This is a genomic window from Shewanella glacialipiscicola (genome assembly GCF_023283485.1).
Classification (GTDB): domain Bacteria; phylum Pseudomonadota; class Gammaproteobacteria; order Enterobacterales; family Shewanellaceae; genus Shewanella; species Shewanella glacialipiscicola.
On the sequence record NZ_JAKILU010000006.1, the window covers coordinates 97,125 to 111,346 of the forward strand.

Annotated in this window: 11 protein-coding genes and 1 pseudogene; 7 read left to right on the top strand and 5 right to left on the bottom strand. The window is 44.1% G+C overall.

Features of this window, described 5'->3' with window-relative positions; translation table 11 throughout:
* Positions 1-150 precede the first annotated feature (150 nt).
* Positions 151-348: a hypothetical protein gene (locus L2717_RS07185; protein WP_220774903.1), complete on the top strand. Its 198-nt coding sequence runs from the start codon at positions 151-153 to the stop codon at positions 346-348.
* 136 nt (positions 349-484) lie between these two features.
* Here the strand turns inward: L2717_RS07185 and L2717_RS07190 are convergent, their stop codons facing one another.
* Complete coding sequence (locus L2717_RS07190; protein ID WP_220774900.1) at positions 485-2,242, bottom strand: SulP family inorganic anion transporter; 1,758 nt, start codon at positions 2,240-2,242, stop codon at positions 485-487.
* A 406-nt stretch (positions 2,243-2,648) separates the two neighbouring features.
* Complete coding sequence (locus L2717_RS07195; protein ID WP_220774901.1) at positions 2,649-3,275, bottom strand: LysE family translocator; 627 nt, start codon at positions 3,273-3,275, stop codon at positions 2,649-2,651.
* A gap of 93 nt (positions 3,276-3,368) precedes the next feature.
* Here L2717_RS07195 and L2717_RS07200 point away from each other — a divergent pair, with 93 nt between their 5' ends.
* The 4 genes from L2717_RS07200 to ilvN all read left to right on the top strand — a co-directional run bounded on the left by L2717_RS07200 (position 3,369) and on the right by ilvN (position 9,096).
* Positions 3,369-4,727: an aminotransferase-like domain-containing protein gene (locus L2717_RS07200; protein ID WP_220774902.1), complete on the top strand. Its 1,359-nt coding sequence runs from the start codon at positions 3,369-3,371 to the stop codon at positions 4,725-4,727.
* A 429-nt stretch (positions 4,728-5,156) separates the two neighbouring features.
* Entirely contained in the window at positions 5,157-6,380 is a 1,224-nt protein-coding gene (locus tag L2717_RS07205; RefSeq protein ID WP_220775148.1) for a multidrug effflux MFS transporter, read from the top strand.
* A gap of 503 nt (positions 6,381-6,883) precedes the next feature.
* Positions 6,884-8,602 carry an acetolactate synthase 3 large subunit gene (locus L2717_RS07210; protein ID WP_220775017.1) on the top strand — a complete coding sequence of 573 codons (1,719 nt, stop codon included), beginning with the start codon at positions 6,884-6,886 and terminating at the stop codon, positions 8,600-8,602.
* Positions 8,602-9,096, top strand: coding sequence for an acetolactate synthase small subunit (gene ilvN, locus L2717_RS07215; protein WP_220775016.1), 495 nt, complete (start codon positions 8,602-8,604; stop codon positions 9,094-9,096). Before L2717_RS07210 ends, ilvN begins: the two co-directional genes overlap by 1 nt.
* Here ilvN and L2717_RS07220 read toward each other — a convergent pair.
* Positions 9,093-9,831 (bottom strand): annotated as a pseudogene (locus tag L2717_RS07220) (transposase); the annotation flags it as partial. The gene ilvN and the pseudogene L2717_RS07220 overlap by 4 nt on opposite strands.
* A gap of 23 nt (positions 9,832-9,854) precedes the next feature.
* Here L2717_RS07220 and L2717_RS07225 point away from each other — a divergent pair.
* The gene (locus L2717_RS07225; RefSeq protein ID WP_246611810.1) at positions 9,855-10,133 is read left to right on the top strand and encodes an IS1595 family transposase; all 279 of its coding nucleotides are present in this window, start codon (positions 9,855-9,857) and stop codon (positions 10,131-10,133) included.
* A 62-nt stretch (positions 10,134-10,195) separates the two neighbouring features.
* Here the strand turns inward: L2717_RS07225 and L2717_RS07230 are convergent, their stop codons facing one another.
* Positions 10,196-11,422: a nucleoside recognition domain-containing protein gene (locus tag L2717_RS07230; protein ID WP_220774441.1), complete on the bottom strand. Its 1,227-nt coding sequence runs from the start codon at positions 11,420-11,422 to the stop codon at positions 10,196-10,198.
* Between the two features lie 240 nt (positions 11,423-11,662).
* Between L2717_RS07230 and rsmF the strand changes: the two genes are divergently transcribed.
* Positions 11,663-13,108, top strand: a complete 1,446-nt coding sequence (gene rsmF / locus L2717_RS07235) for a 16S rRNA (cytosine(1407)-C(5))-methyltransferase RsmF (RefSeq protein WP_220774442.1) — start codon at positions 11,663-11,665, stop codon at positions 13,106-13,108.
* A 236-nt stretch (positions 13,109-13,344) separates the two neighbouring features.
* On the opposite strand, the gene L2717_RS07240 is transcribed toward rsmF, so the two are convergent.
* A complete protein-coding gene (locus L2717_RS07240) occupies positions 13,345-14,133 on the bottom strand; it encodes a TatD family hydrolase (RefSeq protein ID WP_220774443.1) in 789 nt (262 codons plus the stop codon).
* Positions 14,134-14,222: the final 89 nt, after the last annotated feature.

Consider the following 14,222-nt stretch of genomic DNA (forward strand, 5'->3'; position numbering starts at 1 on the left):
AAGGATTATTGTGGTTTTATGTTATGGCTATTAATACGCCGTTCGAGTAAAGTGCTGATTACTTGGGCAACATAGAGACATAAAAAGCAACCGCTCTTCATCTCTCAAAAGCGTGAATGATTAAATACAAGGATACGTAAGTTGGAACATATGGATATCAACATCATGATTATGCTGGCAGGATTGCTGTTATTGCATTGTCTATTCGCCTTACGAGCCTTCAACAGTAGAGTCAACCTCAGCACAAATAAGAAATGCTTCTGGTGTTTACTCAGCCTGATACTCGGCCCTATGGGTTACTATGGTTACCACGGTTTTATTCCGCTAGATAGAATTCTTAAAGACTAAACGGTAGCAAAACCTCATACCCTCTATGGATAAGTTACTGGCAAGCAAAAAATAGCGCAATCTCAGTTACGCTATTTTTACTAAAATATCATCATCAAGGATTAACGATAGCTGTACTTAAGCAGCTTAGTGTTAACTACAAGTGACTGTGTAGTAATACTGAGTCATCGGGAACCTTTTTAATCACTGGGGCTTGGCCTTCTGCCAACGCCTGTTTGTAGCTCTGATTCATTTTAAGGGCTAAGTATAAATCAGGGCGGATCAAAATCCCTCCTTCCCCAGTATGCATACCCGCTTGCTCGAACCAACTCAGTATTTGTCGCTTACGCCCCGCTAACACTAAACGCACCCCGCGCTTTTTAAGTAACTGATGTAAATCAGCTAACATCGCCATCACACTTAAATCTAAATGTGTAAAACATGGCACTGCATCAATAATAATGCAATCAACTGGCTCTGATTCGCGCACAAATCGTTCTAACAAGCGGCGCTTAAAATAGGTCGCATTAAAGTAGGTTAATGGAGAATTAAACCGATAGATAAACACGCCAGGAACTGATTTAGCTTTATCCGAATCATCAATGCTACGAATAACGCCCTTATGATCTAAACCAAGCACTTGATCTGTTGGGCGCATGACTGTGGCTAAGAATTGGAATAATCCTAACAATACGGCCAAGGTTATCCCTGGAATGACCCCGATAAACAACACCGAAAACAACGTAATTGAGGCTAATAAAAAAGCAGAACGGTCCCTTATGCGCAGATTCCATAACGACTTTAAGTCAATGAGTGAAATAGAGGCAATCACTAGTACCACACCTAAGGCGGCACTCGGAATATACTTTAGCGGCTCGGTAAAAAATAATGCCACGACACCAATCAACACTGCCGCAATAATAGACACTAGCTGACTTTTACCGCCATTAGCATCATTAACAGCGGTACGAGAATCCGCGCCGCTAACGGCAAAACCTTGGGATAATGCCGAAGCTATATTGGCTAACCCTAACGCCCTAAATTCTTTATCTGCATCGATATCATAACCATTTTTTGCGGCGAAGCTTCGCGCTGTCAGCATCATACTGACAAAGCTCACCATGGCTAAGTTAAGTGCAGGGACCACAAGTTCACGGGCAATACCCAAATTGAAAGCCGGTGCTTGAAACGACGGTAATCCCGCAGTAACCTCCCCCACAACGCTAATATCAAAGCTTGTCAGATTAAACATCCACACCAGCAAGGCTGCCATCGCCATTGCGCACATAGAAGCAGGCCATTGAGGGCGAAAACGCTTAATTAAGGCATAGGTTGCCAGCGTCACAATCCCCATCGACAGTGTTGGCCAATGGGTTTTTGATAAATAAGAAGGCGTACCGCTGAGACGCTCAATGAGATAACGTTCGTCAAAAGTGAAGCCAAATATTTTTGAAAATTGCCCAACAATGATGGTAATCGCGACTCCGTTAAGTAACCCCATAAGAATTGGCTTCGAAAGAAAATCAGCCAGCACGCCAAGCTTAAACCGGCTTGCAATGAGACACCAAAAACCCGTCATCGCCGTCATGGTCATGACTAACTGCCAATGCTTCATGCTATCACCTGCTGCAAGCGGCGTAACCACAGCCGCAATTACTGCGCAAGTTGCCGCATCAGGCCCCACGATAAGCTGCCTTGAAGTGCCAAAAAAGGCATACACCAACATAGGTAAGACACAGGAATACAAGCCAACAGCGGCATTCACACCGGTTAATTGGGCATAAGCAATCGCAACGGGTAATGCTACAGCAGCAACAGACAGTCCAGCACGGACATCATCCCTTAACCATTGTTTTTCATACTGCAGCATTTGCGCTAAACCAGGCATAAACGAGACTAAACTGGGAAACTTCACGCGATAACCTCCATATATTCACTCCCAAGGTAACTAACCTGAACTTAGGATAAGCTCTGCATCTCTACAGGTTAGTTCTCCCTTTCTCCGCATTAACTTTGCGACTAAGTAACCCGCTATTAGGTGTGCAAGCTTGCCTTGATAACGAAAAAACCACTCTGTAGAGTTAATTTTGTGGATAAGGTAATAAGATTAATCCGTTAGCACAGCTATTATCCCAAGTTCAGTTAAATAATACTTGAAATGCCCTAGGTTGAGTATAACCATCCCCAAATGATGACCTAGAGTGATCCTTATTCAAAAAGTTACCAATATTAAGTTGCTTATGACATAAAGCCAATCATTACCCGAGTTTGTTTTGTGCAAACTTTTCTACAAACGATAAGCTTAGTGATATTAAACGCCATTAGCGCAAGATCATCGGCAGTGATACTAATAATAAACTACCCATAAACCAGTTGAAATGGCGTTTACGTTTATCGGTATTCAGTTTTTTACTGATTGCAGCCCCCACAAATACCCAAGTGAATGAGGCGGGAAATCCCACTAAGTTAAACACCAACACCCCCAAAAAAGCACTTAACCAAAAACCATCGCCACCTAATGTAAAAGCACTGCATAGGGTAATTGTCGACATCCAAGACTTAGGATTAATCCATTGGAATAATGCGGCTTCAATCATCGTCATCGGCTTTCTACCGTCATCTACATGCGTATTGTTCACTGGCGAGGTCACTAATTTGTAAGCTAAATAAAGCAAATACGCTAAAGCAAAATACTTCAATACTTGATGTAATACAGGCAGTGCTTCGAACAAGGCCCCGAGTCCGAATAATACCGAAAGATGTAAAGACGTCGAGCCCAAGCGGATCCCAGTGATATGCGGTACAGTACGCAGCACACCAAAGTGCGCCCCCGAGCTGGCTAACAACACATTATTAGGCCCAGGCGTCATCGTCATGGTGGCGCAAAACAGGGCCGTGGACGCCATCAAAGTCCATAACTGTGGATCATAGAGTAATGCGGTGTTCATAATCGACTTAATATTGTATGCATACATTTATTGACATAAACAGAGTCAATAAATAATATACGGACAATACTAGAGATCAATGGATTTATTGTCATGGGTACAATCTGGACGCCGGATCTAACCGAATTTTCAGGTCCTAAATATCAACGCTTAGTCAGTGCCATAGAAAAAGGCATACTACACAAGGTGTTATCCCAAGGCAGTAAACTGCCACCGCAGCGTCGTTTAGCCGATGCTTTAGGCATCACTGTTGGCACTGTGACCCGCGCCTATGCATTAGCGGAGCAACGGGGTTATGTGCAAGCGCGTGTGGGAGACGGTACCTATGTTAATGCCGCCACGGTGCCTGAGATTGGTAACATACAACTGAATATGGCGACCTGCCAACAACCACTCACAGATCAAATCAGTACCCTAAGCGATTGTCTCAGCCAATTAGCGAAAGACCCGAATAAACTCAGTCAGTTACTCGGTTATCGTGCTAGCCCATTAGATCAACACCAACAAGTTTTTCACCAATGGCTTAATCAACGTGGTATAGAGCAAACTCCCGAGCAATTGATTTTTACCCATGGTGGCCAGCAAGCTATTTTTGCCTGTTTAAATGCTTTTTTAAAGACGGGCGATGTACTGTTACACGAGCAATACAGCTATCCTGGTGTGAGAATTTGCGCTAAGCAACTCGGTATAAACAGCATTGGTGTACCGCTCACTCATGAGGGGGTCGATCTCACCCGCTTTGAGGCATTACTACAAATCCACACACCGAAAGTAGTTTATCTCACCCTAAATAATCAAAACCCAACTTGTATCCAATACAGTGAGTCGCAGCGACAAAAAATCCTCGAACTGGCAGAGCAATACCAGTTCTATATTATTGAAGATGATGTGAATTATTGTTTGCCTGAAGAATGGCATTCGCCCCTGTGGCAATTAGCAAAGCAGCTGGCTATTCCACGGGTCATTTATATTTCTAGCTTATCGAAATTATTTTCTGGTGGTTTAAGACAAGGTTTTATTCTGGTCCCAGAACCCCTTATCGCCCAAGTGCGCCTCGCGATCCATAGCCAATGTTGGATGGTGTCACCACTCAATATTGAAATTGCATGTCAGTTGATTAAGAAAGGAAAAATCACCGCAGATAGAGATGCCATAGTGCGCCAGCGCCAGCGCCTCTGTGTTGCTATGGGTGAACGACTAGGATTAATCCAGACTTGGCGAGGACTCAACGGCTGGTTACAACTACCCGAAGATATTAAAGCGCATCACCTCGTTACCGCTCTGGCCGCAAAAGGCATATTAATTCGTAATGGTGATGACTTTAATTGCCATGATAATTTTATTCGCTTGAGCCTTGGCGGCGCCGAAAATAATGCACAATTTCAACAAGCGATTGATTGTATCGAAGCGGCCATTCATTCTTTGGTGCAAAATGCTTATTCTGTAGTGTAAGGATGATTAAAATCATAAAAACAACTGATTATTATACATAAAATAAGATGAAATTAATTCATACCTATAGATAATTTAACCATGTTTGGTATCAAGAACTACGCTATTACGCGACTTACTCACAAAGCCCGCATTATCACGGAAGTCATCTTAGTTGCAATTTAAGCGGTAAAACGTGGTAAAGAAATCGCCGTAAGGATTGGTTTATTTATCTGAGCACTCTACTATGCTATTGCTTAACGCCAAAACAATATGAATCAGCAACGCTATTGCCCTAAATCCTGTCAATTGTTGTAATTATAGCGTTGATATTAATGCAAAGTACGGGCTGATATAGTCATGGCAGTAATTGCACATTGTCATAGGACAATTTACATCACCGAATCAATCTGAGAAAACTATTTTCATTTTTTATCACTCGAGGTAACCGTGGGCCCACAATCACTGTCTTCAGCTAATAACGGTAGACGTATACCGAATTTAGCTCTGCTTATTCCCATGCTTGCGGCGATTGTAGCTATCACCCCATTAGCCATCGACATGTACTTACCCGCGATGTCGACATTGGCGCTCAGTTTTCAAACGGATGTCACCACGGTGCAACAATCCCTGAGTATTTACTTAGCCGGTTATGCTCTTGGCATGTTGTGTTTTGGCCCTTTAGCCGATCGTATTGGCCGCCGGCCAATGGTGATCATTGGGCTAAGTGGATTTATGCTGATCAGTTTATTGATTGGTTTTGCCGGTCAAGTCGAAGTCTTTCTGGGACTGCGTTTTTTGCAAGCTTTTATCGGCGCCGCCGCAACTGTAGTTGTACCGGGATACATCAAAGAAGTCTATGGTGACAATACCGCTAAAGGTATGTCATATGTGAGCTTAATCATGATGTTGGCGCCATTATTAGCCCCAAGCATTGGCAGCGTGATCCTTGAACTGGGTGATTGGCATTTAATCTTCTTTATTCAATCAGCTTATGCCGTCACCTTACTCTTGCTCGTGCTGTTTGCGCTAAAAATGCCCAGTGATAAAGATATGGATACTCGCAGCCAAAAGTCGTTCCTTGGCGCCTACGCAACGGTATTAACTCGCCAAGGTGTTAAGTTGAATATTGCCAGCGGCGTACTGACCTCCTTTGCTTTTTTCTGTTATCTCACCGCATCACCCTTCGTTTATATGGAGGTCTTTGCCCTAGATAAATCCTATTTCGCCATCTTATTTAGCACCAACGTTGGTGCCTTGATGTTAGCAAATATCATCAATACTCGCATTGTGAGCCGTTATGGCTCGCTGCGTATGTTGCATGTATCGACCTTTTTTGGCGCCATTGCGGGAGTCGGTTTATTAACCGTCAACCTACTCGGTATGAGTTATCACTTTACCGTGATGATGCTTATTCCTTTGATGGGTTGCCTTGGGGTTATGTCAGTGAATGCCGATGCGATCGTGTTGATGAAGTTCAAACAAGAAACCGGCACGGCAACGGCGGTTATTGGCACCTTAAGATTTGGTTGTGGTGCATTGGCTGGCCCCTTATTGGCGATGTTTTATGATGGTACCGCAGTCCCCTTTGCCGCACTCATGTTAGCGGCGATTTTATTAGTTGGGATTTGTCAGTTTAATCGTCCAAAACATCAACTACCGCCAACGATTTAACCACTATCAGATACCGAGATCTTATGAGTCTGGATGTTGTGCTAAATAAGAAGCTCACATTAATGTGCATAAAAGCAACAAACCAATAACGCGAAATAATCATTAGTTAAGGTCTCCCTTATTTAATGTCTTATACAAAAAAGGCACTTCCAGTGCCTTTTTTGCTCATTAAAAGTATAACCTATTGAAAGTAAGTAAATAAAAAACAATACACTCAACATCACTTACTCTTATTTATACATTCTAGCGCGACTCAAACATGAAATTGTTTCAAGTTGGTTAATTTTTGGATAAAAGTCTTGAGTTATAGTATTTTTTGAATATGATGAAATTCTGTTCATTGCAACAGTCGCAGCATCCTAAGGGATAAGTTACTTGTCTTTTACAAAGTCGATGCCGCATTTTGCAGTCTGGATTACCGTTCAGGCTTAATTTTAGAGCGATTACCGTCGCTGTAACAAGTTACTGTTTACCGTAACGGTACTATGCAATAGGAGTTTCACATGGAGATGTTATCCGGCGCCAGCATGATAGTGCGTTCTTTGATTGATGAAGGCGTACAACACATATTCGGTTATCCTGGCGGTTCAGTTTTAGATATCTACGACGCCCTGCACGTTATCCCCGGTATTGAACACATACTTGTCCGCCACGAACAAGCTGCCGTACACATGGCCGATGGCTATGCCCGTGCTACGGGAAAAGTCGGCGTGGTATTAGTCACCTCAGGCCCTGGCGCAACAAATGCGATTACCGGTATCGCTACCGCTTATATGGATTCAGTTCCGCTTGTCGTGTTATCAGGCCAAGTCCCAAGTAATCTTATCGGCAATGATGCTTTCCAAGAATGCGATATGATTGGTATCTCACGGCCCGTCGTAAAACACAGTTTTTTAGTCACTGATCCAACCGAAATCCCTGAAACTATTAAAAAAGCCTTTTATATTGCTTCCACGGGTCGCCCAGGCCCTGTGGTTGTCGATCTACCGAAGGATTGTTTAAATCCTGCCTTATTGCATGAGTATTGTTACCCCAAGAGCGTCAAAATGCGCTCGTATAATCCAACCACCGTTGGCCATAAAGGTCAAATTCGTCGTGGTCTACAAGCCCTATTGGCCGCTAAAAAGCCAGTACTCTATGTTGGCGGCGGCGCAATTATCTCAGGTTGTGATAAACAAATCCTGCAATTAGCTGAGAGACTGAATATTCCTGTTGTTAGCACGTTAATGGGGCTTGGCGCCTTTCCAAGCACCCACAAAAACAGTTTAGGTATGCTAGGGATGCACGGTCGCTACGAAGCCAACATGACGATGCATAACTGCGATTTGATTTTTGGTATTGGCGTACGTTTTGATGATAGAACCACTAATAATGTGGAAAAATATTGTCCGAATGCGACCATTTTGCACATCGATATCGACCCATCGTCTATTTCTAAAACTATCCACGTGGATATTCCTATCGTAGGCTCAGCCGACAGTATTTTAGATAGTATGTTAACGCTACTAGATGAATCGCACGAGCACAACGACAGCGAAGCCATTGCAACTTGGTGGACCGATATTGAGCAATGGCGTAGCCGAGATTGTCTGGCCTACGACAAAAAGAGTGGGCGCATTAAGCCACAACAAGTCATTGAAACCCTATACAAGCTGACCAATGGCGATGCCTATGTTGCCTCTGACGTTGGCCAACATCAAATGTTTGCTGCCTTATACTACCCGTTTGATAAGCCGCGCCGCTGGATAAATTCCGGTGGTTTAGGCACGATGGGATTTGGCCTACCCGCGGCAATGGGCGTGAAGATGGCGATGCCTGATGCCACCGTGGTATGTGTCACCGGTGATGGTTCAATCCAGATGAACATTCAAGAATTATCTACTGCATTACAATATGATACGCCAGTTAAAATTATCAACTTAAACAACCGCTTTCTTGGCATGGTTAAACAGTGGCAGGACATGATTTACTCTGGCCGCCACTCACATTCCTATATGGATTCAGTGCCTAATTTTGCCAAAATTGCCGAGGCCTATGGCCACGTTGGTATGACGATTAGCGATCCAGCCGAACTTGAATCAAAAATGGCTGAAGCACTGGCGATGAAAGACAAATTAGTCTTTCTCGATATCATGGTGGACGAAACTGAGCACGTATACCCCATGTTGATCCGCGGTGGTGCAATGAATGAAATGTGGCTAACCAAGACGGAGCAATGCTAATGCGTCGAATTATATCTGTATTATTAGAAAACCAATCCGGCGCCCTTTCTCGTGTGGTCGGCTTATTTTCACAGCGCGGTTATAACATTGAAAGTTTAACCGTGGCGCCTACGGACGACATCACCCTATCGCGCCTTAACATCACAGTCGTTGCCGATGAAATGGTGCTAGAGCAAATCGAAAAGCAGCTGCATAAGTTAATCGATGTCTTAAAAGTCTCCAATATTACCGAGTCTGCTTATATTGAGCGTGAATTAGCACTGGTTAAAGTCCGTGCTCAAGGTGAGTTTAGGGAAGAGGTTAAGCGCATGGCGGATATCTTCCGCGGTCAGATTGTTGATGTCACCGCTAATTTATACACTATTCAAATGGTCGGTACCTCAGACAAGCTCGATGCCTTTATCCATGCTCTGGCTGAAGTAACAAAGTTAGTCGAAGTTTCTCGCTCAGGCGTGGTAGGTCTCGCCCGCGGTGAAAAGGCGATGAAAGCTTAACTCTCCATAACATCAATACAAAGGGGAGCATAATGCTTAATGCCGTTCACTCTTAAGTGAACGGCATTTTCATTTGGTCTAATTGGATACTTGTTTTTGCTCATTTTAAGCACTCTTGGATAAGCCCTTTCCCGTTTACCATCCAACTTAAATTGCCGTGCATTACGTTCTATATCCAATACATCTCTCGGGACATTCCCCGGCGTTTGTGATGGCAGTTGTGTCAGCTTGAAGATGATATGACTCGCAGCATCCCGAAAACTCAGTTGATTGGGATGGACCGATGGCAAGCTTTTGGCCATCAGTAACATCTTGTATCGGATAAGATTATAGGCCAGCAACACGCCCCACAGCTCTTGAGTCACGAGTTCCGGCACTTGACTGCGCAGCGTAAAACGACTCTCCAACAAGTGTTGCTTCATCTCTCTGTAGCCCAGTTCGATTTCCCATCGATGGGCATACAAGTCGACAATGTCTTCGCCGGGGTAACGCATCGGGTCAGTCAACGAGGTTAAAATAGCGACTGGCTTACCTTTCACTGTCTTAGTAAGTAAACGGACTAGGGAGCTGCGGCCATTTCTTTCTGGCTTGAGGCGTGGTGGTTAGCCTCACCCGCTGGTCATGCTGACCCAACGTTCGAACCACCTCATATTGAGTGCCTTTCTTCAGCGGCAACAACCAGTGGCTATCAGGTTGCGCTTGCTGCCAAGCGTGCAGAAGGCCGAGTGCTAGAAAATAAAATAGCTGCGGATTCAGCGGTGTGTAGCGATGGCTTTCTTTCCTACCTAAAAATGACTCAGGATATGAAAGTAGAGCATAAGATACTCAATGCAGGTCATGGCAAGCGAGTCAAGGAGGGTGTTTTTCATATTCAACATATCAATGCTTACCCTAGCCGACTGCATTTATGGATAAATACCTTTCGGGGCGTAGCAACTAAATATCTTCCGAACTACTTAGGCTGGTTTAGATTCTTTGAAGCCCATGATAATCCAAATGAAAATAGCATATTGGCTATGCAGACACAGTTAACGTGAACATAGCCAATACGATTGGTATTAAAGGGGCACTTATCTTAAAACATTAAGGATAAGTTTTTCTAACCGTAAAACCAATAGCAGACAGCGATAGCAGCACTTATACCCGCAAAATCGGCGGTTAATCCACAGGCTAAGGCGTGACGGCCGTGACGAATACCCACTGATCCAAAATACACCGCTAAAACATAAAAAGTAGTTTCAGTACTGCCCTGAAAAATCGCGGCTAATCGCCCTGCAAAAGAATCGACGCCATAGTGATCCATGGTTTCTAACATCATAGCTCTGGCGCCTGAGCCACTAAAAGGTTTCATCAGTGCAGTTGGCATCGCATCGACAAAACGAGTATCGAAACCTAATAAACGTACGCCAGTGGCAATCAGTTGCAACAAATAATCCAGAGCGCCAGATGCGCGTAGCAAACCAATGGCCAATAACATAGCGAGCAGATAAGGAATAAGCTGAATTGATTGAGCAAAACCGGCTTTTGCCCCGTCAATAAATTCATCATAAACCGCCACCTTGCGAATACCAGCAACAATAACAAAGGTAAACACCAGTAACAGTAAGATACCATTCCCCATTACCGTCGATACTGTGCCTATCGCCTGTGCACTTAAAGTCATTAAATAAAATCCACTCGCCACTAAGCCAGAGAGCATCAAGGCGCCGTAACCGAGCACCACCGAGTTCAATAATGAAATCCGTTGCACTAATGCTACAACTAGTAAGCCCGCCAGTGTTGATGCTGAGGTTGCCAGTAAAATCGGTAGGAAAATATCCGCAGGCGCTGCCGCGCCTTGCTGAGCGCGGTAAAGAAATACCGTTACTGGCACTAAAGTGACAGAGGAAGTATTGAGTACTAAGAATAAAATTTGCGCATTAGTCGCCACGGTTTTTAATGGATTTAAACTCTGCAAATCATGCATAGCCCTTAAACCAAGCGGCGTGGCAGCATTATCCAAGCCAAAAATATTCGCGGTTAAATTCATGGTAATGCTGCCAAAAGCAGGATGCCCCTTAGGGACTTCTGGCATCAAACGGCGCAGTAATGGCTCAAACACAAAGGCGATAGCACCAACCACACCGGCCTTTTCACCGACCTGCATCAATCCCATCCACAGAGAGAGCACGCCAATCAGCCCAAGGGATATTTCAGCGGCAAGCTTAGCGCTAGCAAATAATGCCGCTACCGAAACCGATAAAACGTCAAAGTGACCATTGAACAACTGCACCGCAATTGCGAGCAGTGCCGTGATAAAAAAAGCTAACCACACACGATTTAGCACACCTATCCCCTTTATTTTACTTATTTTTATTCTATTTAACTTAACGCTGCAGTGCGTTAACTTTGGCGGTTCAATTCAATATCTGTACTATTGTCAGTGCCTATCGCGTTAAGTGGCCACATCCACAGAGTATCAAAGGAGAAAATCTCAGCCCTAATAAGGGATTATGATATACTTGCGCCCGTTGAAACACAGTCTATTTCCCTCTCGTGCAATGAAATCAATGGTCCAATAACGTCAATGGTTCAATTAAATCAAAATTTTATCAACACAATCACCCAAGAACTCCCCGCCCATTTATCCATGGACGAGTTTATTACCGCCTGTGACAGGCCGCTTAGACGCTCCATTCGGGTCAATACCTTAAAAATCAGCAGTGATGATTTTAAAACACTGATGCAACCTAAGGGTTGGACGTTCGAGTCGATTCCTTGGTGCGCTGATGGTTTTTGGATAAGCTACGATGAGGAAGAACAACTCGGCAATGCTTTAGAGCATATTCAGGGCTTATTCTACATTCAAGAAGCCAGCTCTATGTTGCCGCCAACAGCACTTTTTACACACTATGCAAATTGGCAATGCGTACTCGATCTTGCCTCCGCACCAGGTTCAAAAACCACTCAAATGGCCGCGTTAATGCAAAACCAAGGTTTATTGGTGGCCAATGAGTATTCGGCAAGCCGCGTGAAAGTCTTACACGCCAACGTACTGCGTATGGGCGCAAGCCACTGCGCACTGACCCATTTTGATGGCCGTGTGTTTGGTGAATACTTGTATGAAAGTTTTGATGCTGTGCTCATCGATGCGCCATGTGGCGGCGAAGGCACGGTGCGTAAAGACGTCGATGCGCTAAAGCATTGGAGCCTAGACGATGTGGTGGCGATTAGCGAAACTCAAAAAGCCTTAATTGAATCCGCTTTTCTCGCCCTGAAACCCGGCGGCAGTTTAGTTTACTCGACCTGCACCTTAAATCGCCTCGAAAACCAAGGCGTATGTGAGTATTTAAAACAAGCCTACGGCGATGCCGTGCAATTTGAATCCTTACATGATTTATTTGATGGTGCAGAAAAGGCCACAACTGCCGAAGGTTTCTTACATGTCTGGCCACAGATTTACGACAGTGAAGGTTTTTTCGTCGCAAAATTAACCAAAACCGCCTCAGTGCCGCGTTTACTGCCCGAGCCTAAACGGCAAAAAAACTTTCCTTTTACGCCCGCTTCAGCAAAACAAGCTCAAGAGATTAAAGAGTATTTTCAGCAAGATTTAGGCATAAACTTGCCGGACGAACTCATTATGGTTCGCGATGATGAATTTTGGTTATTTCCGCACGTGTTCAACAACTTTATCGGTCGTATGCGATTTCAGCGTATTGGTATTAAACTCGCCGATAACAGTAAGCACGGCTTTAAAGTGCGCCATGAAGCAATTATTGCATTAGCGGGAAAGCAGCTTAGCCCAGCGTCAAAAACGGTCGATGTAAGTGATGTTGAAGCCAAAGAGTATTTAATGGGACGAGATATTCCTTTAAATACAGCAGTAAAAGCCCAAGGTGAAGTGATTGTTTGTTATGGCGGCGCTCCATTAGGCATGGCGAAACACTTAGGCAATAAATTAAAAAACAACCTGCCCAGAGACTTAGTAAAAGATAAAGTGTTACTGCTGCCAGAACAGATAAAATCGTTATAGTATCGCTGTTTTTTAGCGATAAATAACCTAAAAAAGGGGAAGGATAAAAAACTCGAGGATAAAAACTCAGCTACACTGAATCTATTGTAAAGCGTGCTGCATGGCGCTTTCATCTGTAGCGCACGGCTCTTCAATGAGCCATTCCCCTAGGCCCAAACAGCTTTAATCGTTTTGGGCCTTTTTTTATGTCTGTATAGGCAATCACGCCAACATATCGCCTTGGGTAGAGCACACTGTTATCGGCCAACCAAACGCGCCGCATCTTTGAATAAATTAAAGAAGTTATTGCTAGTGTACTCTGCTAGCTCTTCGTAACGCTCACCTCTAAGCTCGGCTACGAACTCCGCGACATCACGCACATAGGCAGGCTGGTTCTCTTGTCCACGATGCGGAATAGGTGCCAAATAGGGGGAATCAGTTTCAACTAGCAGGCGATCCTGAGGCACTTTACGAATCACGGTACGCAGGTCACCAGCATTTTTAAAGGTGACTATGCCTGACACTGAAATATAAAAGCCCAAATCAATCGCCGCTTTCGCCATTTCCCAGTTTTCAGTAAAGCAATGCAACACACCGCCTACTTTATCTGCGTTGCCCTGCTTTAACATATTGATGGTGTCTTCACGTGCATCACGGGTATGCACAATCAAAGGTTTATTTACTTCTACTGCAAGGGCTATTTGTTGTTCGAAACATTGTTGTTGCAGTAATTTTGTATCATCAGCATAAAAATAATCTAAGCCAGTTTCACCAATCGCAACCACTTTAGGATCAGTAGCGAAGCGACGAATTTGCTCAACATCGAGTCCTTCTTTCACATCTAAAGGATGCACGCCCGATGATAAAAATATCTGCTCAAAGGCTGCCACCTTATCTCGCATCGACTCAAACCCTTGTTGGCGCACATTGACGCACAACATATAATCGACGCCACGAGCTTTAGCACTAGCAAGAATATTTTCAAGAGTTTGTTGATCAGGCGCCGCTTTGAGGCGATCAAGATGACAGTGTGAATCAATAAGCACAGAGATTTCCAAGCAGAGTAACAAAAGGACGACAAGGATACCCAGCCAAGGGATCGAGGTCAAATTCGACAACACTGAATAATAGGTTT

What these genes read in the sequence shown, in the direction of transcription:
- L2717_RS07185 (WP_220774903.1), top strand. Translation starts at nt 151, where the DNA reads ATGGATATCAACATCATGATTATGCTGGCAGGATTGCTGTTATTGCAT.
- L2717_RS07200 (WP_220774902.1), top strand. Translation starts at nt 3,369, where the DNA reads ATGGGTACAATCTGGACGCCGGATCTAACCGAATTTTCAGGTCCTAAA.
- rsmF (WP_220774442.1), top strand. Translation starts at nt 11,663, where the DNA reads ATGGTTCAATTAAATCAAAATTTTATCAACACAATCACCCAAGAACTC.
- L2717_RS07195 (WP_220774901.1), bottom strand. Translation starts at nt 3,275, where the DNA reads ATGAACACCGCATTACTCTATGATCCACAGTTATGGACTTTGATGGCG.
- ilvN (WP_220775016.1), top strand. Translation starts at nt 8,602, where the DNA reads ATGCGTCGAATTATATCTGTATTATTAGAAAACCAATCCGGCGCCCTT.
- L2717_RS07210 (WP_220775017.1), top strand. Translation starts at nt 6,884, where the DNA reads ATGGAGATGTTATCCGGCGCCAGCATGATAGTGCGTTCTTTGATTGAT.